At 73.4% G+C, this 22,036-nt stretch carries 18 protein-coding genes; 10 read left to right on the top strand and 8 right to left on the bottom strand.

The window, feature by feature from the left end:
- Positions 1 to 19: 19 nt before the first annotated feature.
- Together FQY64_RS02580 and recC are read right to left on the bottom strand one after the other, a co-directional pair.
- Positions 20 to 3,571: a UvrD-helicase domain-containing protein gene (locus tag FQY64_RS02580; protein ID WP_186760830.1), complete on the bottom strand. Its 3,552-nt coding sequence runs from the start codon at positions 3,569 to 3,571 to the stop codon at positions 20 to 22.
- Positions 3,568 to 6,900, bottom strand: coding sequence for an exodeoxyribonuclease V subunit gamma (gene recC / locus FQY64_RS02575; protein WP_186760829.1), 3,333 nt, complete (start codon positions 6,898 to 6,900; stop codon positions 3,568 to 3,570). The genes FQY64_RS02580 and recC overlap by 4 nt, the downstream gene beginning before the upstream one ends.
- An 812-nt stretch (positions 6,901 to 7,712) precedes the next feature.
- Between recC and FQY64_RS02570 the strand changes: the two genes are divergently transcribed.
- The 6 genes from FQY64_RS02570 to FQY64_RS02545 all read left to right on the top strand — a co-directional run bounded on the left by FQY64_RS02570 (position 7,713) and on the right by FQY64_RS02545 (position 11,919).
- Entirely contained in the window at positions 7,713 to 8,498 is a 786-nt protein-coding gene (locus FQY64_RS02570) for an ABC transporter ATP-binding protein (protein WP_146472137.1), read from the top strand.
- Complete coding sequence (locus tag FQY64_RS02565) at positions 8,495 to 9,244, top strand: MlaE family lipid ABC transporter permease subunit (protein ID WP_146472136.1); 750 nt, start codon at positions 8,495 to 8,497, stop codon at positions 9,242 to 9,244. The genes FQY64_RS02570 and FQY64_RS02565 overlap by 4 nt, the downstream gene beginning before the upstream one ends.
- Before the next feature lie 82 nt (positions 9,245 to 9,326).
- On the top strand, positions 9,327 to 9,854 hold the full coding sequence (gene mlaD, locus FQY64_RS02560; protein ID WP_146472135.1) for an outer membrane lipid asymmetry maintenance protein MlaD: 528 nt from the start codon (positions 9,327 to 9,329) through the stop codon (positions 9,852 to 9,854).
- 23 nt (positions 9,855 to 9,877) lie between these two features.
- The gene (locus FQY64_RS02555; protein ID WP_146472134.1) at positions 9,878 to 10,546 is read left to right on the top strand and encodes an MlaC/ttg2D family ABC transporter substrate-binding protein; all 669 of its coding nucleotides are present in this window, start codon (positions 9,878 to 9,880) and stop codon (positions 10,544 to 10,546) included.
- Positions 10,543 to 10,824, top strand: a complete 282-nt coding sequence (locus FQY64_RS02550) for an STAS domain-containing protein (protein WP_146472133.1) — start codon at positions 10,543 to 10,545, stop codon at positions 10,822 to 10,824. The genes FQY64_RS02555 and FQY64_RS02550 overlap by 4 nt, the downstream gene beginning before the upstream one ends.
- A 63-nt stretch (positions 10,825 to 10,887) precedes the next feature.
- A complete protein-coding gene (locus FQY64_RS02545; protein WP_146472132.1) occupies positions 10,888 to 11,919 on the top strand; it encodes an MlaA family lipoprotein in 1,032 nt (343 codons plus the stop codon).
- A gap of 237 nt (positions 11,920 to 12,156) precedes the next feature.
- Here the strand turns inward: FQY64_RS02545 and FQY64_RS02540 are convergent, their stop codons facing one another.
- Positions 12,157 to 13,530 (bottom strand): DNA recombination protein RmuC, encoded by a 1,374-nt coding sequence (locus FQY64_RS02540; protein ID WP_146472131.1) that lies wholly within the window; start codon positions 13,528 to 13,530, stop codon positions 12,157 to 12,159.
- Between the two features lie 81 nt (positions 13,531 to 13,611).
- Here FQY64_RS02540 and FQY64_RS02535 point away from each other — a divergent pair, with 81 nt between their 5' ends.
- On the top strand, positions 13,612 to 14,115 hold the full coding sequence (locus FQY64_RS02535) for a GFA family protein (protein ID WP_146472130.1): 504 nt from the start codon (positions 13,612 to 13,614) through the stop codon (positions 14,113 to 14,115).
- Between the two features lie 22 nt (positions 14,116 to 14,137).
- Here FQY64_RS02535 and FQY64_RS02530 read toward each other — a convergent pair whose 3' ends face one another.
- A complete protein-coding gene (locus tag FQY64_RS02530; protein ID WP_146472129.1) occupies positions 14,138 to 14,386 on the bottom strand; it encodes a hypothetical protein in 249 nt (82 codons plus the stop codon).
- Positions 14,387 to 14,695: 309 nt separating this feature from the next.
- Between FQY64_RS02530 and FQY64_RS02525 the strand changes: the two genes are divergently transcribed.
- Positions 14,696 to 15,268, top strand: a complete 573-nt coding sequence (locus FQY64_RS02525; protein WP_146472128.1) for a hypothetical protein — start codon at positions 14,696 to 14,698, stop codon at positions 15,266 to 15,268.
- A 31-nt stretch (positions 15,269 to 15,299) separates the two neighbouring features.
- On the opposite strand, the gene FQY64_RS02520 is transcribed toward FQY64_RS02525, so the two are convergent.
- Complete coding sequence (locus FQY64_RS02520; protein WP_146472127.1) at positions 15,300 to 16,472, bottom strand: class I SAM-dependent rRNA methyltransferase; 1,173 nt, start codon at positions 16,470 to 16,472, stop codon at positions 15,300 to 15,302.
- A 710-nt stretch (positions 16,473 to 17,182) separates the two neighbouring features.
- On the opposite strand from FQY64_RS02520, the gene FQY64_RS02515 reads away from it, so the two are divergent.
- On the top strand, positions 17,183 to 18,136 hold the full coding sequence (locus FQY64_RS02515; RefSeq protein WP_146472126.1) for a TerC family protein: 954 nt from the start codon (positions 17,183 to 17,185) through the stop codon (positions 18,134 to 18,136).
- A 4-nt stretch (positions 18,137 to 18,140) separates the two neighbouring features.
- On the opposite strand, the gene FQY64_RS02510 is transcribed toward FQY64_RS02515, so the two are convergent.
- A complete protein-coding gene (locus FQY64_RS02510; protein ID WP_186760828.1) occupies positions 18,141 to 19,325 on the bottom strand; it encodes a GGDEF domain-containing protein in 1,185 nt (394 codons plus the stop codon).
- 118 nt (positions 19,326 to 19,443) lie between these two features.
- On the opposite strand from FQY64_RS02510, the gene FQY64_RS02505 reads away from it, so the two are divergent.
- On the top strand, positions 19,444 to 20,223 hold the full coding sequence (locus FQY64_RS02505) for a rhomboid family intramembrane serine protease (RefSeq protein ID WP_146472124.1): 780 nt from the start codon (positions 19,444 to 19,446) through the stop codon (positions 20,221 to 20,223).
- 6 nt (positions 20,224 to 20,229) lie between these two features.
- On the opposite strand, the gene FQY64_RS02500 is transcribed toward FQY64_RS02505, so the two are convergent.
- The gene (locus FQY64_RS02500) at positions 20,230 to 20,694 is read right to left on the bottom strand and encodes a DUF2269 family protein (protein ID WP_146472123.1); all 465 of its coding nucleotides are present in this window, start codon (positions 20,692 to 20,694) and stop codon (positions 20,230 to 20,232) included.
- Complete coding sequence (locus tag FQY64_RS02495; protein ID WP_146472122.1) at positions 20,694 to 21,977, bottom strand: SDR family oxidoreductase; 1,284 nt, start codon at positions 21,975 to 21,977, stop codon at positions 20,694 to 20,696. Before FQY64_RS02495 ends, FQY64_RS02500 begins: the two co-directional genes overlap by 1 nt.
- Positions 21,978 to 22,036 lie beyond the last annotated feature (59 nt).

The following is a 22,036-nucleotide window of genomic DNA, read 5'->3' as shown; positions in this document are numbered from 1 at the left end:
CCCGCTGCGGGAGTTGCTCCTACCGCGGGGCGGCCGAGGCGAAGGGCGTACCGCCGAGCAGCGCGTCGACGCCCTCGACCAGCGCGCGATCGAAGCGCAGCGCGTGCACGCCGCGGCCGGGGCGCTGCGGATCGAGCCCGCGGCAGAACAGATAACGCACGCCGCCGATGTCGCGCCCGTAGTCGTAAGCGGTGCCGCGCCGCGCGCGCAGCCAGCGGTGCACGGCGACGGTGTAGAGCAGCGCCTGCAGGTCGTATTCGCTCGCGCGCATGGCCTGGGCGATCGTGTCCGGCTCGTAGTCGCGCAGACGGTTGGACTTGTAGTCGAGCACGTACAGCGCCCCGTCCACGCGGCACACGAGGTCGATCTTGCCGGTCATCAGCCCGGCCAGCCGGGTCCAGCCGCCGAAGTCCTGGCGGTGGGCGGCGACGCCGTGCGCGTGCAGCCGCGAAAGCAGCGCGCGGCTGTCGGCATCGGCGAGCGCGAAGTGGAACTCCATCTCCGCCACGCGCGCGCCCGGCGGCAGCGCGCACAGCGCGAACGCGCCCTCGCGGGCGGGCAACGCGGCGTTGAGCGTGCGCGCCACCAGCGGCGCGAGCTCGGCGATGCCGGCGTCCCATTGCGCCGCCGGGTACTGCTGGCTGCGCAGGGCATCGAGCAGCACCTCGCGCTGGCCATCCGGCACCGCGCCGTCGCTGCCGCGCCAGGCGGCGAAATCGGCGTGTTCGAGCGCGTGGTGCAGGGCATTGCCGAAGCGCTCGCCGGCGAACGCGCTCGCAGGTCCGCCCGCGGTTTCGGGCGGCGGCAGCGCGCGTTCGTCGAGCGCGGGCGATTCCTCGGCGCCGGCCAGCACGCCGTGCGGGAGCTGCCGGTGCAACTGGCTGAAGCTGTGGATCCACCAGTCGCGGCGCAGCGTGCGCCGCGGCGCGCGCGGGGCGGGCGGCGGCGGCGCGGCGGGCCGGCGCAGCGTCGGCGTCTCCGGCGCCGGTTCGCCCTCGCGCAGTTCGAGCGCGGCGCCCAGCGCCTCGCGCAGCGAAGGCGACGGCACGGTGCCCCCGAGCAGCGCCGCCAACGGGCTGCCCTCGGCCTTCGCCAGCGCGCCGCCGCAGACCCACAGCGCATGGCGCGCGCGGGTGAGGCCGACGTAGAGCAGGCGCATCGTCTCCTCGCCCTCTTCGGCCAGATGCCGCTGGCAGGCGGTCTTCCAGTCGCCGCCGCGCCGCCAGTAGCGCACGCGGCGGCCGTGCTCGGTGTACAGCGCGAAGTCGCCGCGCACCTGCCCGTTCTGGCCGAGGCCGAGGAACGGCAGGTACACCAGCGGGAACTCCAGGCCCTTGCTGGCGTGCAGGGTGAGGATTTGCACGCAGGCGGCGTCCGATTCCAGCCGCGGCCATTGCGCTTCATCGTCGCGGTCGGCGTTGGCGATCGCCGCGCGCAGCGCGTCGATCTGGCCCTGGGTGCCGAGCCGCTGCGCGCGCGTCTCCTGCAGCAGCTCGCCGAGCTGCAGCCAGTTGGCCAGGCGGCGCTCGCCGTCGGTGAGCGCGCGCAGCACTTCGGCGCGCTCGGCCAGCACGTCGGTCAGCATCGCCTGCGGTCCGTGCCGTTCCCAGCGCGCGCGCCAGCTCTCGAAGCGCTGCTGCCAGCGGCGCAGGGCGTCGCCCTCGGCGTCGAGCGCGGCCAGCGCGGCGGCATCGAAGCCGAACAGCGGCGAGGCGAGCGCGGCGCGCACGCGGCGCTCGTCGCCTGGCGCACGCACCGCGAGCAGCAGCGTCAGCAGATCGAGCGCCTCGTCGCTCTCGTACAGGCTGCCACGGCCGGCAGCGGCGACCGGCACGCCGGTGCCGGCCAGCGCCTGGCGGATGTCCGCGGCTTCGCGGTGGCTGCGCACCAGCACCGCGCAGTCGCGCGGTTCCAGCGCGCGCAGGCGCTCGCCTTCGCGCAGGCGCAGGCGGCCGTCGGCGGCCGCCTGCAGGTCGGCAACGATCGCCTGCGCGCACAGCCCGGCGGCGATGCGGCGCGAGCCTTCCGCATCGCGCGGCTCGTCGCCGGGCAGCGGCGGCACGGCATGGAAGCGCAGCGCCGGCGCGGGCGCATCGTCCAGCACCAGATCGGCGTCGGCGACGCGCCCACCGGGCTGCGCGGCGTCGAACGCGATGCCTGCCCCGAGCGCCTCGCGCTGCGACATGCGTTCGAACAGCGCGTTGACCGTACCGATCACGCACGGACGCGAGCGGAAGTTGCGCGTCAGCGCCTCGACTTCGTCCACCCGGTCGCGAGCGGCCAGGTAGGTGGCGATGTCGCCGCCGCGGAAGCGGTAGATCGCCTGCTTGGGGTCGCCCACCAGCACCAGGCCGTCGCGCTCGAACAGCGCGTCGAAGATCGCCCACTGGCGGGCGTCGGTGTCCTGGAACTCGTCGACCAGCGCGAGCGCGAACCGTTCACGCACCGCGGCGACCAGCGCCGCGCGCGTGTCCGGCTCGCGCAGGGCGGCATGCACCGCCTCGATCAGATCGTCGAACGCGCGCACGTTGAACGCCTGCTTGCGCCGCGCATCGAGCGCGCGGGCGCGCTCGCGCAGCGCGTGCAGGCGGCGCAGGTCGTCGGCGGCGCACCAGGCCGCGAGCGCCTCGCGCGCGTCCAGCAGCGCATCGATCGCCGCGCACAGCGGCGAATCCGGCGGCGTTGCGCCCTTGTTGCAGCCCTTGGCCAGCGCGCGCGCGCCGTACTTGGCGAGCTTCTCGTGCAGCGCGTCCGGCGGTGGCAGCTCCGGCTGGCGCGCCAGCCAGTCGAACGCCGCCTCGGCATGCTCCGGCTTGTACTGGCCGCGGTTGAGGCCGTTGCCGAACAGCGGCGCCAGCCGCGCGCGGAACGCCTCGCCGTGCGTGCGCCAGGCGGCGACCAGCGCGCGCCAGGCGGCTTCCGCCTCGGTCCGCGGATCGCGCGGCATGGGGTCGGGCGGCGCCGGCAGCAGCGGTTCGGGCGCGAGCAGATCGGCGAGCGCCTCGGCAAGCCTGTCCGGCGCGCCGAACGCGCGCCGCAGGAACGCCACCGCCTCGGCATCGCGCGCGGCCTCGCGCCACAGCGCCACCGCCAGCGCGCGCCGTGCGGCGAGGTTGTCCGGCTGCAGCTCCGCGGCCAGCAGCGGCTGGCCGGTGAGCAACGCCTGCTCGCGCAGCACGCGCTGGCAGAACTGGTGGATGGTGAGGATGGCGGCGAGGTCGAGCTCGCGCGCCGCACGCTGCAGGCGCCGCTGCAACGCGGGCAGGGCTTCGTTGCCGAGCGCCTCGGCGATCAGCGCGCGCAGCAGGGCGTCCTCGGCGGGTTCCTCGCGCGGCTCGCCGCCGTCCCAGCCGGCGGCCAGCTCGGCGGCGCGCTGCAGGCGCAGCCGCACGCGCTCCTGCAGCTCCTCGGTGGCCTTCACCGTGTAGGTCACCGCGAGGATGCGCGGCACGCGCACGCCGTCGACGATCACCGCGCGCGCGAACCGGCCGGCGAGCGCGTAGGTCTTGCCGGTGCCGGCGCTGGCCTCGATCAGCCGCCGCTTCGCCAGGGCGGATGCGTGTGCGCTCATGCCAGCGCCTCCGCGTCGAACGGGGTGCCGTGTTCGAGCGCGCCGAACACTGCCCGCGCCAGCCGCAGCAGATGCGCGCACGCCTGCGCATCGCCGTCCCGGAACGGATCGCGGCCGCGCAGCGCGAGCCGGGTGGCGGCATCGGCCTCGCCTTCGCTGCCGTCGCGGCCGCGCCATTCGTTCGCGGCGCGTTCGAGTGCTTCCGCATCGTCGCCGCCTGCCGCCAGCGCACACCACGCGGCGTACGCGCTCTTCGGCAGGAACGGCAGCGGCCGCGTGCGGGCGTGTTCGCGCAGTGCGATCAGCGCGGCGAGGCTGGCATCGATGTCGTCCGGCGCGAACGCGGCTTCGCGCACGGCGACCGCCGCGCCTTCCTTGTCGTTGGCGATCTCCACCAGCGCAAGGCCCAGCCGCGACGCCACCAGCCGGTCGAGACCATGCCGCAGCGCATGCCCGCCGTGGCGGCCCTTCGGCCGCAGCGCGACGCGCAGCACGCGTTCGCCGTGCACGCCGGCGAGCACGCCCTGCAGACGCACGCCACCGAGCTCGAACGCGTACGGCCGCTTGCCGCCCTCGCCGTGGAAACCGGCCTCCAGCGCACGCTCCGCATACGGCGCGACGCAGGCGATCGCGTCGCACAGCGCGCGCAGGCCGTCTTCGCCCGGCGCGAGCCAGGCGCGGGCGAGGAAGGCGGGGAACAGCGCGTCCGCGCGCGGCCGCTCGCCGGTGCGCAGCCAGTGCGCGAACACCTCGGTCTGCAGCCGGTAGCGGTCGAGCGACTCCGGCTCGCCGAGCGGCTCGTGCTCGGGCAGTGCCGGTTCCTCCTCCGGCAGCCGCAGGCGCACGCCCTCCTGCAGGAAGAATTTCGCCGGCCGCGCCAGCGCGCTGCGCAGGCGATCGAGCGTGAGCACGCGCTCGGGTTCGCCGGCGACGGCCAATGGCACGGGCGCGAACGCCGGCAGCCGCGCGCGCGCGCCCACCGCCGCCGCGGCGGCCGCATGCCAGCGCGCGTCGTAGCTGAAGCGGCGCGGATCGCCGACGGCATCGCCCACCCGCGCCGCGCCGAAGTTGGCCGCCGAATACGGCTGCAGCGCGTGCTTCACCACCAGCGCCTCGCGCACGGCCTCACGTTCGCGCGCATCGGCGGCGGCGTGGCAGGCCGCGGCCGCATCCAGCAGCTCGGCGACCGGCGCCGCCGGCGGCCGGGCGTGACCGTCGCGCGGGTCGAAGCCCGGCCAGCTCACGTAGAACACGCGCCCGGCGGAGGCGAACAGTTGCAGGAACAGGAAGCGGTCGGCATCGCGCAGCGAGGGATCGCCGACGCGGCGACGCGGGCCGTCGAGCTCTTGCGCGAGGCGGTTGAGCGGATCGCGCGGATCGCGCGCCGGGAATGCGGTCTCCTCCATGCCGAGCAGGCAGATCGCGCGGAACGGGATCAGCCGCATCGGCACCATCCGACCGAAGCACACGCCGCCGGACAGGAACGGCGCGCGCGCATCGACTTCCGACAGCGCGCGGCGCAGGTGCGCCAGCACCACCGCGTGCGGCACCGGCGCGTCGTAACCGGCGTCCTGCGCGCTCTGCGCGAACGCCGCCACCGCCTCGCGCAGGCGCGCCAGCACGCGCGCCTCGGCGCCGTCGCGTTCGACCGCGAACAGCCGCGACAGCAGCGCGTCGAGCTTCTCGCCCCAGCGCGCGGGCGGCTGCGCGTCGGCCAGTTCGGCGCCGGCCTGGCGCAGCAGCGCGACCACCTGCAGCAGACGGTCGAGCGTGTCCGCGTCCTGGCCTTCGAGCCCGGGCCACGCGGCGATGCCGGCGGCCTCCGCCTCCTCGCCCAGCGCGTATCCGAGCAGCAGGCGTTCGAGCGCGAACAGCAGCGTGTATGCCGGCTCCGGCGCCGCGCCGTGGCGCACGCGGTCGGCGGCGTCGAACGCCCAGCGCGCGCCGGCGTGCTCCAGCCAGGCCTGGATCGTGCCGCGCGCCGCATCGTCGAGCCCGAAGCGCGCGGCGATCGCCGGCACCGCCAGCAGGTCGACCAGTTCGCCCGCGGTGAGCGCGCGCAGCGGCAGTTCCAGCACGCGCAGGAAGGCCTCGGCCAGCGAGGCGCTGGCGAGCGGGCTGGTGTCGGCGATGGTGTAGGGGATCTCGCGCGCGGTGCCGAGCGCGCCGCCGAACACCGCCTCGATGTGCGGCGCGTAGGCATCGATGTCGGGCGCGAGCACGGCGATGTCGCGCGGCTCCAGCGCGGGCTCGCCCGGCGCCGCGGGGCGTTCGAGCAGCGCGCGCAGTTGGTCGTGCAGCACCTGCACTTCGCGCAGGCGGGTGTGGCAGGCGTGGAACTGCAGGCTGACGTCGCCCTGATCGACCTGCGCGCGCGGCCAGTCGGGTGCGGCGTCCGCGCACGGCGGGCGGTTGTCGAGCACGTCGCGCTGCAGCCGGCCGAGCAGCGTGTGCGCGGGCGGCTCGGCGAACGCCTGCGCCTCCCACTGCGCGTGGCCGGCCTCGCCGCTGGCGAGCGCGGCGACGAAGTCGCGGCCGGCCTGGCCCCATGCCGCCAGCAACGGGTTGTCGCCGGCGAAACGGTCGTCCTCGGCGGGCACGTAGTCGGCCGCCCAGCGGCGCACGTCGCCCCACCACGCGCGCGCCGGCGTGTGCACGTAGTAGTGCTGCTCGCCGGCGCGCGACTGGCTGAGGATCACCTGCAGCACGTCCGGCGAGACGTTCTGGCAGGCGAACACGAACAGCCGCGGCGGCAGCGCGCGGGGCCGCTCGCCGCCGTCGCCGCCGAAGCGCGCAAGGTAGGCGTCGATGCGCTTCGCACGATGCGACCGGCCGCGCGCGATCGCGCGCCACAGCCGCGCCTGGGCGTCGTCGTCGCGGCCGCGCTCCCACGCCAGCAGCCAGTCGCGCCGCCACGCCTGGTAGCGCTCGAACACCTGCGCCAGCGCCTCGGCCAGCGACCAGCGCCGCAGCGGGTCGCCGTCGCCGAGGTAGCCGCGCAGCGCGGGCGGCGGGTCGTGCTCCAGTGCGCGCAGCAGATGCCAGCGCGAGATCTCCGGCGGCAGGCGGTCGGCCGCGGGGACGGCGCCGAGTTCGGCCTCGAGCGCGTCATCGACGAATTCGCCCGGCGTGAGGAAGCGCAGGTTGGCGCAGATGCCGGTCTGGGTGGCCAGCTCCTGCTGCAGCCAGCGCCGCATCGCGAACTGCGGCACCACCACCACGTCCGGCCGCAGCCAGTCGCCGTCGGCGGGCGCGCGCGCGACCTCGCGCGCCAGCAGGCCGGCGAGCACGTCGAGGGCGTTGGAGTAGTAGATGCGCAGACCGCTCATCCGACCCATCTTGCCGGAGGGCGTCGCACAAGCCGAGACCGCACGGCCGCCTGGAGCAGCGGCCTCAGCCGCGATCCGGTGCCAGCCGGAGCGGAACCGCGACACCGCGCCCGCCGGCCGTGCGTTCCGCCCGCTGCCGCGGGCGGGCTACTTTTCTGGGGGTCACGGTTGCGGCTTAAGCCGCTCCTCAAGGGTCATCAGGCCCGCAACACAGAGTCCTGCCCTCCTTTCGGGCCAGCGAACCCCCGTGAATCGGAGACCCGGAGGACGGCCGGCATGGATGCCGGCCGTTTTCGGACGCGACAGAGCCTGCCCCGTACTCGATACGGGGGAGGTCGCGTACGAAAATCCCGAGGGCGGTGAACCGCCAGCGATTGTCTTGTCGGGAAAGCGCCTTTCTTTTGGCTACTTTTCTTTGGCAAGACAAAGAAAAGTAGCCCGCCCGCGGCAGCGGGCGGAACTCAGTCCGTGTGCGCCGAAGCCGCGCAATGCCGCAATGCCGCATTCCGCTTGCGGCTGAAGCGCTCCTACAGGGCGTAGCCCGGTAAGGGCGAAGCCCGCACCCGGGTCCGCGGGCTGGTTCGCGCGCAATCCCGGGTGCGCTTCGCTTACCCGGGCTACGGCCGGCCGACCCGGGCCGCGACCGAACGCTCCTGCAGCATGCCGGCGCACCGCGCGGCTGAATCCGTTCCGCGGCGCGGCGCGGCTGCGGTCGAGAGCATGCGAAAATGTGAGAGTTTCGTTCACCATTCAGCCTGCTCCCGTCATCCTGTCCGCCCTCCGCGCTGCCGCGCGGGCTGGCCCTTGCGTCCATGACCGCTTCCGCGCCCATCGTCCGCCTCTCCGGCGTCCGCCTCGACCGCGGCGGACGCACGATCCTGCGCGGGCTCGATCTGGACGTGCCCAAGGGCGCGATCGTCGCCGTGCTGGGGCCTTCCGGCAGCGGCAAGTCGACGCTGCTGGCGGCGATCACCGGCGAGCTGGAACCGGCCGCCGGCACCGTCGAGGTGTTCGGCCAGCCGGTCCCGCGCGAGCGCCGCGCGCTGCTTTCGCTGCGCAAGGGCATCGGCGTGCTGCTGCAGGGCAACGGCCTGCTGACCGATCTCACCGCCGCCGAGAACGTCGCGCTGCCGCTGCGCGCGCATACCGATCTGCCGGAGCCGGTGATCGCGCGCCTGGTGCGGATGAAGCTGCATGCGGTCGGCCTGCGCGCGGCCGCCGACCTGTATCCGCGCGAGCTGTCCGGGGGCATGGCGCGGCGGGTCGCACTGGCGCGCGCGCTCGCGCTCGATCCGCCGCTGATGGTCTACGACGAGCCGCTGACCGGGCTGGACCCGATCGCCTCCGGCGTGATCATGGCGCTGATCCGCCGCCTCAACGACACTTTGGGCCTGACCAGCATCGTGGTCAGCCACCACGTGCACGAGACGCTGCCGGTGGCCGACCACGCGCTGGTGATCGCCAACGGCCGCATCGTGTTCGCCGGCACGCCGTCGGAACTGGAAACCTCGCACGACCCGTTCGTGCGCCAGTTCCTGCGCGGCGAGCCGGACGGCCCGATCGCGTTCGACGCCGCCGCGCGCACGGAGGCCGCATGACGCCGCTGACCGACACCGTGCGCGCGCTCGGGCGCTCCGGGCTGTTCCTGCTCGCGATCCTGCGCGCGTCCACGCCGCATGCCGACTTCCTGCGCGAGCTCACGCGCGAGGTCTACAAGATCGGCGCGCGCTCGCTGCCGATCATCGCGGTCGGCGGCGCGTTCGTGGGCCTGTCGGTGACGCTGCTGGGCCACAACGCGCTCGCCACCTACGGCGCCGCCAACCAGGTCAGCGCGCTGGTCGGGCTCGGGCTGTACCGCGAGCTGGCGCCGGTGCTGACCGGGCTGCTGTTCATCGGCCGTGCCGGCAGCTCGATTTCCGCGGAACTCGGCCTGATGCGCGCGACCGACCAGATCACCGCGCTCGGGCTGATGGCGATCGATCCGGTGGCGAAGGCGGTGGCGCCGCGGTTCTGGGCGGCGGTGCTGTGCGTACCGCTGCTGACCGCGTTCTTCACCAGCTTCGGCCTGCTGGCGAGCTGGTTCGAGGCCGTGCACGTGCTCGGCCTGGAGCCGGGCCCGTACTGGCAGGTGCTGCGCGATGCGGTCGATTTCCGCGACGACTTCCTGGTCGCGTTCTACAAGGCCGCGGTGTTCGGCGCGCTGGCCGCGTGGGTGGCCGCGTTCGTCGGCTACCACGCCGAGCCGACCATCGAAGGCACCTCGGTGGCGACCACGCGCGCGGTGGTGAACGCCTCGCTGCTGGTGCTGATGTTCAATTTCGTCATGTCGGCCTGGTTGTTCTGAGCGGCGGGGCTCCAGGGCCGCACGCCCGGAGCCCCGACCGAATCCAACGACTCCCCAACCCCAATCCCGAATCCCGCCCCCCATGCGCAGCCCCCGAATCGAATTCGCCGTCGGTGCGTTCCTGATGCTGGCGCTGGCCACGCTGCTGGTGCTGGCGGTCGCCTCGACCAACCAGCGCTTCGGCTTCGGCGGCGAGAGCTATCCGCTGACCGCGCGCTTCTCCAACGTCGGCGCGCTGCGCCTCAATGCGCCGGTGAAGATCGGCGGCGTGGCGATCGGCCGCGTCGAATCGATCGCGCTCGATCCGGTCAAGCTGGACTCGGTGGTGACGCTCGCCATCGACGGCCGCTACAAGGAGCTGCCCGCCGACACCACCGCCAGCATCCTCACCAACGGTCTGCTCGGCGAGAGCTACGTCGGGCTCACGCCGGGCGGCGATCCGCAGCCGCTGAAGCCCGGCGACGAGATCGTGCTGACCCAGCCGTCGGTCGACCTGATCCAGCTCGTCGGCAAGTACATGTTCAGCGGCGCCTCCGGCGGCTCAGCCGGCGGCCAGCCCGACCCGGCTACACAGGACGTCACCTCCGGCGCCGACGCTCCGGCGCCCTGACCCTCTTTCCACGGAACGCTTCCATGACCTTCCCCCGCCTGCTCCTCGCTCCCGCACTCGCCGCCGCCCTGCTCGCGGCCGCGCCCGCCATCGCCCAGACGCCGGCCAAGGCCGCGGCCGCCGCGCCGCGCGCCGGCACGCCGAGCGCGCTGGTGCTGGAGAACTCCAAGCGCATCCTCGCCACGCTGGAAGCGCGCCGCGCCGAGTTCACCCGCAACCGCGCCGCGCTGCGCCAGTTCGTGAGCAGCGAGTTCAGCCAGGCGTTCGACCGCGATTACGCCGCCCGCCTGGTGCTCGGCGCGCACGCGCGCGGCGCCTCCGATGCCGACATCCGCCTGTTCGCCGACGCGCTCGCCGACAACCTGATGCAGCGCTACGGCTCCTCCCTGCTCGACTTCAACACCCGCCTGCAGGTACGGGTGAAGTCGGAAACCGCGCTGCGCAACGGCGCCATCGTGAAGGTCTCCAGCGAGTACCTGCGCGAGGGCGCGGCGCCGATTCCGGTCGACTACCTGATGCACAAGGTCGGCGGCCAGTGGAAGGTGTTCGACGTGATGGTGGAGGGCGTCAGCTTCGTGCAGACCTTCCGCACCCAGTTCGACGCGCCGCTGCGGCAGAAGTCGATCGCGCAGGTCGCCGCCGATCTCAAGGCCGGCCGCCTGCAGGCCGGCGCGGGCGGCGGCCGCCGGTGAGCGCGGCGAGCGCGCGCCGCGACGGCGACACGCTGGTGTTCGCCGGCGCGCTGGTCCGCGCCGCGTGCGCGGCGCTGTGGCCGCAGGCGCTGGCGCTCGTCGCCGGCGCCCGCCGCTTCGACCTGCGCGCGGTGGACGCGGTGGATAGCGCCGGCCTCGCCCTGCTGGCCGAACTGGCCGAGCGCGCGGGCGGCATCGCCATCGACGGCGCGCCGCCGGGCCTGGCCGAGCTGCGCACGGCCTACCGCCTCGACGAGGCCCTGCGCTTCGCCGCCTGAGCCGCACCGTTCCGTTTCCCTCGCCGGCCCACCGGCTCCCGTCCACCCCACTACACTGCACGGATGCGCCCGTCCGCCCTCGCCCTCACGCTGCTGCTCGCCAGCGGCACCGCGCTCGCCCAGGCCGGCGTCGAAACCGCGTCGGCGGAGACGTCCGACGGCTCCACTGCCGAGGAAACCGCCCGCGCCGCGGAAGCCGCCCTCGCGGCCGGCACGGCGGCGGCGCAGGCGGCCGAACCGGCGCAGGACACGCAAGCGCCGCAGGAGGCACCGCAGTCGCAGGAGACGGTTCCCGCCCCGGAGGCTGCCCCCATCGACGATCCGCGCACCGAGGCCGAGCGCGACTTCGATGCGATCTACAACCCGGTCGCCGATCCGACCCTGCCGGCGCCGGCGCAGACCGCCGAGCCCTACGACCCGTGGGAGCGCTACAACCGGCGCATGCACCGCTTCAACGTGGCGGTCGACCACGCGATCGCGCGGCCGCTGGCCCGCACCTACGTGCGGGTGGTGCCGCGTCCGCTGCGGCTGGGCGTGAGCAACTTCTTCAGCAACCTCGGCCAGCCGGTCACCGCGGTGAACTCGCTGCTGCAGGGCAAGCCGAAGCAGGCGGCGCAGTCGCTCGGCCGGTTCCTGCTCAACAGCACGCTCGGCATCGGCGGCGTGTTCGATCCCGCCAGCGACGCCCGCCTGCCGCGCACGCAGGAGGACTTCGGCCAGACGCTGGGCGTGTGGGGCTGGAAGCGCTCGCGCTATCTCGAACTGCCGCTGTTCGGCCCGCGCACGGTGCGCGACGCGTTCGGCCTGGCGGGCGATGCGCCGCTCAGCCCGCTGCGCCAGGTCGAGGCCGACCGCATCCGCGTTCCGCTGCAGGGCCTGCAACTGGTGGACACGCGCGCGCAACTGCTGGCGATCGACAGCCTGCGCGAAGGCGCCGGGGACGATTACATCCTGGTGCGCGACGCCTGGACGCAGCGGCGCAATTACCAGATCTTCGGCGACCGCATGAACGGCGAGGAATTGCCGGATTACCTGCAGGACGAGACCAACCCGACCGTGCCGGTCGACGCGATGCCGATCCCGGGCGGCAACTGAGCCGCTCCCGCAGGGTGGGATGTGGACGTTCGAAGCCCCTCTCCCGTGCACGGGGTGAAGAGGCGCGCTTGCGAACCGCAGGATCGCACGCCGACGAACCCCCGCCGCGCTGCGGCGGGCCGGATGTGGGGGTTGGGGGAGGGCACGCGCCGAAGGCGCGGTGCGGTGCGTTGCTGGCGTCGCGGCTGAAGCCGCTTCTGCAAGCGGCGACGGCGCAGCCGGCGCCGTGGGCCGGCCTCAGGGGCCCTCGGCATCGATCTCCGCGATCTCGCCGAGCAGCGCGCGGGCGTTGTCCTCCGGCAGGGCTTCGACCGCCTTCAGCTTGCGCTCGATGGCGCGGGTGCGCACGCCGGCGTCGGTGAGGCTGTTGCGTACCGTGTCGAGCTGTTTGCTCGCCTTCTCCAGCACCACGCCGAACTTGCCGAACTCGGTCTTCACCGCGCCCAGCAACTGCCGCACCTCGCCGCTGCGCTGCTCGATCGCCAGCGTGCGGAAGCCCATCTGCAGGCTGTTGAGCACGGCCAGCAGCGTGGTCGGTCCGACCAGGGTCACGCGGTGCTCGCGCTGCAGCGCCTCGAACAGGCCCGGACGACGCAGCGCTTCGGCGTACAGGCCCTCGGTCGGCAGGAACAGCAACGCGAAGTCGGTGGTGTGCGGCGGCGCGACGTACTTCGTGCAGATGCGCTTGGCCTCCTCGCGGATGCGGCGCTCCAGCGCGGCGCCGGCGGCGGCCACCGCGTCGGCGTCGGCGCGGTCCTGCGCATCGAGCAGGCGCTCGTAGTCCTCGCGCGGGAACTTGGCGTCGATCGGCAGGCGCACCGGCGTCTCCGGCGCGGCGCCGGGCAGGCGCACCGCATACTCGACGCGTTCGCCGCTGCCGGGCACGGTCGCCACGTTGGCCTCGTACTGGCCGCGCGTGAGCACCTGCTCGAGCAGGGCGCCCAGTTGCACCTCGCCGAACGTGCCGCGCGTCTTGACGTTGCCGAGCACGCGCTTGAGATCGCCCACGCCGCTGGCGAGCTGCTGCATCTCGCCGAGGCCGCGATGCACCTGCTCCAGCCGCTCGGACACCAGCCGGAACGACTCGCCCAGCCGCGTTTCCAGCGTGGACTGCAGTTTCTCCTCCACCGTCGCGCGCATCTGTTCGAGCTTGGCGGCGTTGTCGGCCTGCATGCGCTGCAACTGCTCGTCGAGCGTGCGCCGCATCTCGGCGATGCGCTGCTCGTTGCGCTGGGTGAGTTCGGCGAGCCGCTGGCCGAGCGCGTCGGCGAAGCGCTGCTGCTGCTCGGCCGCTTCGAGCCGGGAGCGCCGCGCGTCCTCGGTGAGCGCCTCGCGCAGGCGCTCGAGCCGCTCGTCGGTGCGCGCGGTCAGCCCGTCCAGGCGCTGGCCGAACGCCTCGATGCGCTGCTCCTGCAACGCCGACAGGCCGTCGAGCTGCTGGCGCAGCTCCAGCCGCCCTTCGCGCTGCTCGCTGCGCAGCGCCTGCTGGAGCGCATCGTGCATCGCCTGCAGCACCGCTTCCGGGCGCCGGCGCGACAGACGCAGCAGCAGCAGCACCGCGACCACCGCGGCGGCGAGAACGGCGAGGAGGAGAAGGTCGGACAGCGTCATACCCCGGAGTGTAGCCGCCACGCTCTCACCGGGTGAGACTGCGCGCCGTAAGCTGGCGACGGGATCCGACGGAGGTGGACGATGACGTTCCCGCTCGAAGGCGGCTGCAGTTGCGGCGCGGTGCGCTATCGCATGGAAGCGCCGCCGATCATCGTGCACTGCTGCCACTGCCGCTACTGCCAGCGACAGACCGGCACCGCGTTCGCGCTGAACGCGCTCGTCGAAACCGACCGGGTGACGCTGCTGCAGGGCGCGCCGGAAGCGATCGTGCTGCCGACCGAGAGCGGCCGCGGACAACGCGTGGCGCGCTGCGCGCAGTGCCGCATCGCGCTGTGGAGCCACTACGGCGGCGGCGGCGCGGCGATCCGGTTCGTGCGGGTGGGCACGCTCGAGGCGCCGCACACGCTGGCGCCGGACGTGCACATCTACACCGCCTCGCGCCAGCCGTGGTTCGCGCTGCCGGACGGCGCGCGCACGTTCGAGGCGTTCTACGACCCGCGCACGACCTTCAGCCCCGACGCCGCCGCGCGCTACCGCGCCGCCAAGCTGCGTCACGGCGAGCCGCTGCCGCCGTGGCTGCAATGAGCTTCGCACCGACGCCGCGAGGTCAGCCGCCGCCTCCCATCAGCACCCTGCGCGCCGTCTCGCCGGGCACGCCCGCCTCGCACGCCATGAGGCTCAGTTCGGCCAGCAGCGCGTGGCGCTGGTCGTCGTTCTCCACCTGCGCGAGCAGCGGCGCCGCTTCCCGGCGCAGCGCGGCGAGGAAGGCGCCGGCTTCGGGATGCTCCTGCGCGAGCGTGGACAGGTTGCCGCGCAGACGCTCGAGCGCGTCGCGCAGTTCTCGGCTGAGGGACATGGGACGGGGCTTCACTCGGAGCTCACACGATAGCGGCCCCGGGCGCCGTCCTCGCCGCCGCGCGCAGGCGGTGGATGACGCGTTCAGCCGTGCGGACGGGTCGTCTTGATCGCATGGTCCGCAAGCCGGGCTTCACAAGGCGGCGTCCGGAACGGCATTCTCACGCGAGGACCGATCCCGTAAGGAGCTGCGATGCACGGAAAGCGACCGATCCTGGCCGGCCTCCTCGCCATTCTCGCCGTCGGCGTCGCGGTCGCGCTGTACCCGCGCCGCAGTTCTCCGCCCCCGGCGTCCGCGGCCTCCGCATCGATGCAGGGGGCGCAGCCGCCGGACTCGATGCCGCGGGATACGACTTCAGGCCGCTCGAACCCGCTCGCCTCGGGGGACGTCGGTCCGGCCTCGCTTTCGCAGGTGTTGACCGATGCGCGCGTCCCGCCGGAGCGGCTGTTCCTCGATGCCGCCGCCGTGCGCGGCGACATGGCGAACGCCATTCTCCACAGCGACCGCTTCGATGCCTTCATGACGCGCGTGGAACGCGAGAGCGATCACGAAGCGCTCAGCCGCGCGCAGCGGTATCGCGCGGCGATGGCGGACTGGTTGACGAGGACGGCACCGCAATACGCCATCGAGCGGCTGGCCTGCACACGCGCGGCCTGCCTTGTGGAAGCGCGCGCTCCTGCGCCGGACACGGAACTGCTCCACCAGGCGCTCGAAGCGGCAGCGACCGCCACGCAGCAGCGCTACTTCGCCCTGGTGTCGGTCGCCCGGCCGCACGCCACGTTGCCGGGAACCGCCACCCACCGGCTGCTGTTCACCACCGACCCGAAGTGGAACGCGATTGCCATGCCCCCGCAGACCGCCGTCGCGCCACCGCGACCGTAGCCGGCTGTCGCGGATACGCCGCGTCCAGCCCTCAGTCGAGCACGCGGCAGAACACCGCCTTCAGGTACCGGCTTTCCGGCACGCTGGCGAGGAACGGATGGTCCGGACCGGCGCCGGCGATCTTCAGCACCTGCACCGTGCGTCCGGCGTAGAACGCGGCGCGCCGCAGCATGTCGAGGAACTGCTCCTCGCTCACCAGGCCCGTGCAGGAGAACGTGGCGAACAGGCCGCCCGGCTTGACGACGCCGAGCGCGAGCTTGTTCATGTCGAGGTACTTCTTCAGCGCCGGGATGACCTGCTCGCGGTCGCGGGTCATCTTCGCCGGATCGAGGATGACGACGTCGAAGCGCTCGCCGTTGGCGGCGGCATCGCGCAGCCACGGGAAGATGTCGGCCTGCACGAAACGCGGGCGCACGTTGTTGAGCCTGGCGTTGGCGCGCGCGATCTCCAGCACCGCGTTGTCGATGTCGATGCCGACCACCTCGCCGGCGCCGCGCACCGCGGCGTAGATCGCGAAGCCGCCGGTGTTGCAGCACAGGTCGAGCACGCGCGCGCCGGCGACGCGACGCGACAGCCATTCGCGGTTCTCGCGCTGGTCGGCGAAGAAGCCGGTCTTGTGCGCGCCGGCCGGGTCGGCGCGGAAGCGGATGCCGTGCTCGGTGATCAGCGCCGGCGCCGCCGGTTCGCTGCCGCGGAAGTCGAAGCTCTCCTGCTTCTGCACGTGCTCGTCGGCGAAGCTGTGGAAGCGGCAGCCGGGGAACTGCTCGCGCAGCGCGGCGTAGATCCATTCGCGGTGGCGGAACATGCCGGCGGCGAAGAACTCGACCACCAGCAGGTCGGCATAGCGGTCCACCACCAGCCCGGACAGGCCGTCGCCCTCGCTGTGCACCACGCGCCAGGCGTCGCTGACCTCGTCGAGCTTCAGCACGTCCCGGCGCAGGCGCACCGCCTCGGCGATCCGGCGCGCGAACCAGCCCGCATCCACCGACACGTCCGGATCGGTTTCGAGGATGCGCACGGCGATGCGCGAGTGGCCGTTGTAGAAGCCGCGACCGATGAACTCGCCGTCCACGCCGAGCACATCGACGATCGAGCCCGGCTTCGGCCGCTGGACGGGCTTGTCGACCAGCTTCTGGAAGATCCACGGGTGGCTGGACCGCCAGGCGTTCTTCAGGCGGACGACGGGAAGCGCGGCATCGTTCATCGCGCGATTGTAGCGGCGGGGTGGGCGGTCGCCCCGCGAACGGCGCGGCCTGGAAGGATTTGTAGGTGCGGCTTCAGCGGCGACCGGGAACGCGGCATTGCGCCGTGCCCGCGACTTCGGCCACACGGTGTGAGTTCCGCCCGCTGCCGCGGGCGGGCTACTTTTCTTTGTCTTGCCAAAGAAAAGTAGCCAAAAGAAAGGCGCTTCCCCGACAAGACAATCGCTGGCGGTTCACCGCCCTCGGGATTTTCGTACGCGACATCCCTGTCGCGTCCGAAAACGCTCGACATCCTGTCGAGCGCCCTTCGGGTCTCCGATTCTCGGGGTCCGCCGGCCCGAAAAGGAGAGCGGGCCCGGCTGCATCCTGATGACCTGTAGGAGCTTCTGCCGTACCCCGGTGCCTTCTGAAGCCGACCGTGTCAGGAGCGGGCGCCTCTATCACAGGAACGTTTCCAAGCTGAAGCCACTCCTACACGAGTCACCGTGTTCATCGGCGGCCACGGCCCGCGCTTGCGGCGTCGCCGGGCAGCGGTTACCTTCGCGGTCCGAAGGGGAGTAGCTCCCAGCGTCCGGGTCGTCATTACGAGCGACCGCTCCGGCCCGGCGGCAGGTTCCGACCTGCGAGCGAGACCTTCGCCGCGACGGCGAAGGCATCCCCGGTGATCCGGTGCAGGCCCCCGCGCGGTGTCCGTCCGCAACCGGAGTCCCGCATGGAAACGATCGGAAATCCCTGGATGTGGGGCGCGTTCGGCGCCCTGGTGGTGGTCGCGCTGCTGGTCGATCTGGTGCTGATGCGCCACGGCGGCCCGCACAAGGTGACGTTCAAGGAAGCGCTGTACTGGAGCATCGGCTGGGTCGCGCTGGCGCTGCTGTTCAACCTCGGCCTGTGGTGGTGGGTGAGCGGGCAGGCCGGCGCCGCGGAAGGCCAGCGCGTGGCGCTCGAGTTCCTCACCGGCTACCTGGTCGAGAAGTCGCTCGCGGTCGACAACATCTTCGTGTTCCTGATGCTGTTCACCTACTTCGCGGTGCCGGAGGAGCAGCGGCAGAAGGTGCTGATCATCGGCGTGCTGGCGGCGATCGTGCTGCGCGCGCTGCTGATCTTCGCCGGCGCGCTGCTGCTGGCGAAGTTCCACTGGATCCTCTACGTGTTCGGCGCGTTCCTGCTGCTGACCGGGGTGAAGATGCTGCTGGCCGCCGGCAAGGCGCCGGACCTGGAACGCAATCCGGTGCTGCGCTGGCTGACCTCGCACCTGCCGATGACGCGCGGCTACCACGGCAGCCGGCTGTGGATCAGCGAGGGCGCGCGCCGGCGCTACACGCCGCTGTTCATCGTGGTGCTGATGATCGGCATCACCGACGTGATCTTCGCGGTGGATTCGATCCCGGCGATCTTCGCGATCACCCAGGACCCGTTCATCGTGCTCACCAGCAACGTGTTCGCGGTGCTCGGCCTGCGTGCGATGTTCTTCCTGCTGGCGGGACTGGCCGACCGCTTCCACCTGCTGCCCTACGGGCTTGCGATCGTGCTGATGTTCATCGGCGCGAAGATGCTGCTGATCGACGTCTACAAGATCCCCATCGCGATCTCGCTCGGCGTGGTGGCGGCGATCATCGGCACCACCGTGCTGCTGAGCATGCGGCGGCCGGGGCGCGCGCTGTGGTGAGCGCTCAGTCGTCGTCGGCGAGCGCGACCGCGCTGCGGTCGCGTCCGTCGAGCTTGGCGGCGTAGAGCTGGCGGTCGGCCTCGCGCAGCAACTGCTCGAGCGTTTCCTCGGCGTCGTGACGCGCCTGGGCGACGCCGATCGACAACGTGGTGCGCAGCCACTGGCCTTCCCACTCGATGCGCAGCGCGCGCACCTCGCGCCCGATCCGTTCGGCGATCGCGCGCGCCTGGCGCTCGTCGGCGGCGCACAGCAGCGCGAATTCGTCGCCGCCGTAGCGCGCGAGCAGGTCGGCCGGACGCACGCTGGCCTCGATCGCGCGCGCGACCGCCGTCAGCACGGCGTCGCCGGCGGCGTGGCCGAAGCTGTCGTTGATGTGCTTGAAGTGGTCGACGTCGATCATCATCGCCGCCAGCGGCATGCGCATGTAGCGCGCGCGCCGCAGCACGCGCGCGCCGTGCTTGAGGAAGCCGGTGCGGTTGAAGGTGGCGGTGAGCGGGTCGGAGGCCGCGACCCGTTCCAGCCGCTGGCGCTGGCGCTCCTGGTGCATCAGCAGGAAGCCGACGCTGGCCAGCAGCGGGGCGACGAGCACGTAGAGCAGGGCGAGCGCCTGGATCGGCGCCAGCGCCGTGGGCGTCCATGCGGCGCGGCCGGTCAGTCCGATCTCGGCCAGCCGCAGCGCGGCGATCGCCGCGCCGACCGCGAACACGACCATGGTGGCGCGTTCCACCTCGCTCGGCCGGCGCGCGTTGCGCAGGTGCAGGCGCAGGCCGAACCAGAGCGCGGCGGCGAGCGCGGCGGCCCAGGGCAGCGCGGCGGTCAGGCGCGGATCCACGTCCAGGCCCGGCAGCAGCATCAGCGCGAGCACCAGCAGCGGACCGAGCGCCCGCACCGCGGCCGGCGACGGCCGGCCGACGAACAGCCGCTCCAGCGCGCGGCCCTGCTCGACGTAGCCGCCCAGCAGCATGCCGCAGGCCAGTGCCGCGGCCGGCGCACCGGCCGCCCCCGTCGCCAGCGCGAACGCAGGCCAGGCCAGCATCTGCAGCCACAGGCCGCGGATCCAGGGCCGCAGCCGGTCGCGCTCGTCGCGGCGGCGTTCGCGGCGCGCGATCCGCAACAGCACCGCCAGCGCGAGCGCCAGCAGGCCGAACAGCGCCAGCAACGCCACCCACGCGATCGACAATGCGGCCATCGTCGGATGCCCTGTCGGTGCCACCGCCCGGCGGTGGGCCCGTGCGGCCGGCGGCCGCGAACGGCAGTGTGCACCGGTCCGGCCTTGCAAGGGCGTGAGCGGGCTCCATCTTGACCGCATGCACATCCCCCACCACGCCGATCCCGACGACCCCGCCCGCCAGCGCGAACTCGATCGACGCCGCGGCCGGCGCGCCGTGAACGCGGCGCTGGCGGGCGTGCTGATCCTGTTGGCCGTCCACGCCCTCACCGGCGCTGCCGACCTGCGCCCGTGGACCGTGCGTCCGGGCGTGCCGGAGGGCCTGCTGGGGGTGCTGACCGCGCCGCTGCTGCACGGCTCGTGGGCGCACGTCGGCGCCAACGCGATCGCGCTGCTGCTGCTGGGCGCGCTGGCGGGCACGGTGTATCCGCGCGCCACCGCCGGCGCGCTGGCCTCGATGTGGTTGGGCTCGGGGCTGGGCGCCTGGTTGCTGGGCGAACCCGGCACGCACCATCTCGGTGCGAGCGGGATCACCCACGGCCTGATGTTCCTGCTGCTCACGCTCGGCCTGGTGCGCCGCGACCGCGCCGCGGTGGCCGCGGCGATGATCGCCTTCCTGCTGTACGGCGGCATGCTGCTGACGGTCCTGCCGCGCGAGGCCGGCGTGTCCTGGCAGGCGCATCTGGGCGGTGCGCTCGGCGGCCTGGTCGGCGCGCTGCTGCTGCGCCGGCGCGATCCGGCGCCGCCGCGCAAGCGCTACGACTGGGAAGACGAGGACGAGGCGACGCCGGCGGCCGCGCCGCGCGACGCGGACCTGGAGCCGCCGCGGCCGGAGCGCGTGCCGGTGCTGTGGCAGCGCACCGACCCGCCGCGCGGCGTGGTGATCCCGTTCCGCGCGCGTGACGGCCGCGAGCGCTGAGCGGGCTCAGGCGGTGCGCGCCACCATCAGCCAGAAGATCGCCAGGAACGCCGCGAACGCCGGCACGCCGAGCGCCGTCCACCAGCGGAAATGACGCCAGTACGCCGGCGGCAACGGCGCGCCGGCATCGTCGGCGGCCAGCGCGATGTCGCGCAGCCGGTACTGCAGCCACACCACCGGCAACCAGCAGGCGACCGCGAACGCGTACAGCGCGATCGACGCCTGCAGCCAGCGCGCGCCCCACGGATACCCCAGCCGTTCGACCAGGTAGACGCCGCTCACCGGCTGCAGCACCACCGTGCTGGCGGTGAAGATCCAGTCGGCCACCACCACGTGCTGCGCGACCACGGCGACCGCGCGGGTGTCGCGGGTGAGGCTGACGAAGAACAGGTAGAACGCGCTGCCGATGCCGGTGCCGAACAGCAGCGTCGACGAAAGCACGTGCACCCACTTCACCAGCAGGACGTCCATCAGCGCGTCTCCGGGCGGTCCAGTTCCCACAGCAGCCACAGCGCCGCCAGCAGCGGCAGGTTCTTCAGCACCGGGCCGTAGGGGTGCAGCCAGAACTCCGGCAGCGCGATGGTGATGATCGCGGTGTAGCCCAGGATCAACGCCATGGAGGCGGCGTACACCCATCGCCTGCGCCGCGCCAGCAGCGTGGCCAGGCCCAGCAGCAGATCGAGCGCGGCGGCGCCGTAGAGCGCCAGCGGCGCCGCCGCGCCGGCGATTCCGGTGCGCGCCAGCAGCGCGTAGCTCGCCTCGACCGGATACAGCCCGACGGAGACGAGCGCGGTGACGATCCACACCGCCGCCAGCGCCAGCCGCAGCACCGGCAGCAGCCAACGCAGGCGCGCGCGGTCGCGCAGCGCGGGCGCAAGCGACGCCGGCACGAACGCCGACGGATCGCGCGGGGCGCGATGCAGCAGCGCGGTCAGCGGGGCGGGATCGGCGGTGTTGCCGCGCTCCAGCATCGACAGCGTGTCGCGGTCCAGCAGGCTGCCCGGCAGATGCGACCCCAGCGCCGCGGCCCGCCGCGCCAGCGCGCGCGCCACCCGCACGAAACGCGCGCGGCCAAGGCCCAGCCCCTGCCGCAGCACGCCGAGGTATTCGTCCAGCGCCAGCGCCCGCGGCCCCACCACCGCCAGCGTGTCCGGCGGCGTCGGCCGTTCCAGCAGACGCACCACCGCCTCGCACACGTCGTCCAGATGCACCGGCTGCACGCGGCCGGCGCCCGCGGGCAGCGGAATCAGCGGCAGGCTCGCCAGCATCAGGAACCACTGCGCGCTCGCCCCGTGCGGGGCGAACACCAGCGAAGGCTGCACCACGGTGGCGGCCAGCGGCAGCGCGCGCAGCGCCTCGTCGGCCGCGCGCTTGCTGCGGTGGTAGCCGGTGCGCGCGCCGGCGTCGGCGCCGAGCGCCGAGAACTGCACGACGCGCCGTACACCCGCCTGCGCGCACGCTTCGAACAGCGCACGCGGTGCGCGCACGTGCACCGCCTCGAACGAGCTGGCGCCATGCTCCCGGATCAGCCCCACGACGTTCACGAGCGCGTCGATCCCCTGCAGGCGGCCCACCCAGTCGGCGGGTGTCTGGTCGCGGGCGAAATCGACGCCAACAACCCGCAGGCCCGGCCACCGCACACGGGCCGCATCGACGCGCCGCACGCCGACGACCACGTCGTGGCCGGCCGCCCGCAACGCGTCCACCAGCGCGCCGCCGATCAGTCCCGTCGCTCCGACCACCATCACGCGCATCGCGCTCTCCCGGCCTGGCGCACGGCACTGTCGCGTGCGCTGGTGTCCGGGAGCGTAGC

It is taken from the genome of Vulcaniibacterium thermophilum, assembly GCF_007923255.1.
Lineage (GTDB): Bacteria > Pseudomonadota > Gammaproteobacteria > Xanthomonadales > Xanthomonadaceae > Lysobacter_F > Lysobacter_F thermophilum.
This window is presented reverse-complemented; position numbering and strand designations above follow the sequence as displayed.

Excerpts from the sequence above, each read along its gene's own strand:
- FQY64_RS02520 (WP_146472127.1), bottom strand. The coding sequence starts at position 16,472 with ATGAACGATGCCGCGCTTCCCGTCGTCCGCCTGAAGAACGCCTGGCGG.
- FQY64_RS02505 (WP_146472124.1), top strand. The coding sequence starts at position 19,444 with ATGCACATCCCCCACCACGCCGATCCCGACGACCCCGCCCGCCAGCGC.
- mlaD (WP_146472135.1), top strand. The coding sequence starts at position 9,327 with ATGCGCAGCCCCCGAATCGAATTCGCCGTCGGTGCGTTCCTGATGCTG.
- FQY64_RS02545 (WP_146472132.1), top strand. The coding sequence starts at position 10,888 with ATGCGCCCGTCCGCCCTCGCCCTCACGCTGCTGCTCGCCAGCGGCACC.
- FQY64_RS02565 (WP_146472136.1), top strand. The coding sequence starts at position 8,495 with ATGACGCCGCTGACCGACACCGTGCGCGCGCTCGGGCGCTCCGGGCTG.
- FQY64_RS02540 (WP_146472131.1), bottom strand. The coding sequence starts at position 13,530 with ATGACGCTGTCCGACCTTCTCCTCCTCGCCGTTCTCGCCGCCGCGGTG.
- FQY64_RS02580 (WP_186760830.1), bottom strand. The coding sequence starts at position 3,571 with ATGAGCGCACACGCATCCGCCCTGGCGAAGCGGCGGCTGATCGAGGCC.
- FQY64_RS02535 (WP_146472130.1), top strand. The coding sequence starts at position 13,612 with ATGACGTTCCCGCTCGAAGGCGGCTGCAGTTGCGGCGCGGTGCGCTAT.
- FQY64_RS02510 (WP_186760828.1), bottom strand. The coding sequence starts at position 19,325 with ATGGCCGCATTGTCGATCGCGTGGGTGGCGTTGCTGGCGCTGTTCGGC.
- FQY64_RS02525 (WP_146472128.1), top strand. The coding sequence starts at position 14,696 with ATGCAGGGGGCGCAGCCGCCGGACTCGATGCCGCGGGATACGACTTCA.
- FQY64_RS02495 (WP_146472122.1), bottom strand. The coding sequence starts at position 21,977 with ATGCGCGTGATGGTGGTCGGAGCGACGGGACTGATCGGCGGCGCGCTG.
- recC (WP_186760829.1), bottom strand. The coding sequence starts at position 6,900 with ATGAGCGGTCTGCGCATCTACTACTCCAACGCCCTCGACGTGCTCGCC.
- FQY64_RS02515 (WP_146472126.1), top strand. The coding sequence starts at position 17,183 with ATGGAAACGATCGGAAATCCCTGGATGTGGGGCGCGTTCGGCGCCCTG.
- FQY64_RS02570 (WP_146472137.1), top strand. The coding sequence starts at position 7,713 with ATGACCGCTTCCGCGCCCATCGTCCGCCTCTCCGGCGTCCGCCTCGAC.
- FQY64_RS02555 (WP_146472134.1), top strand. The coding sequence starts at position 9,878 with ATGACCTTCCCCCGCCTGCTCCTCGCTCCCGCACTCGCCGCCGCCCTG.
- FQY64_RS02500 (WP_146472123.1), bottom strand. The coding sequence starts at position 20,694 with ATGGACGTCCTGCTGGTGAAGTGGGTGCACGTGCTTTCGTCGACGCTG.
- FQY64_RS02530 (WP_146472129.1), bottom strand. The coding sequence starts at position 14,386 with ATGTCCCTCAGCCGAGAACTGCGCGACGCGCTCGAGCGTCTGCGCGGC.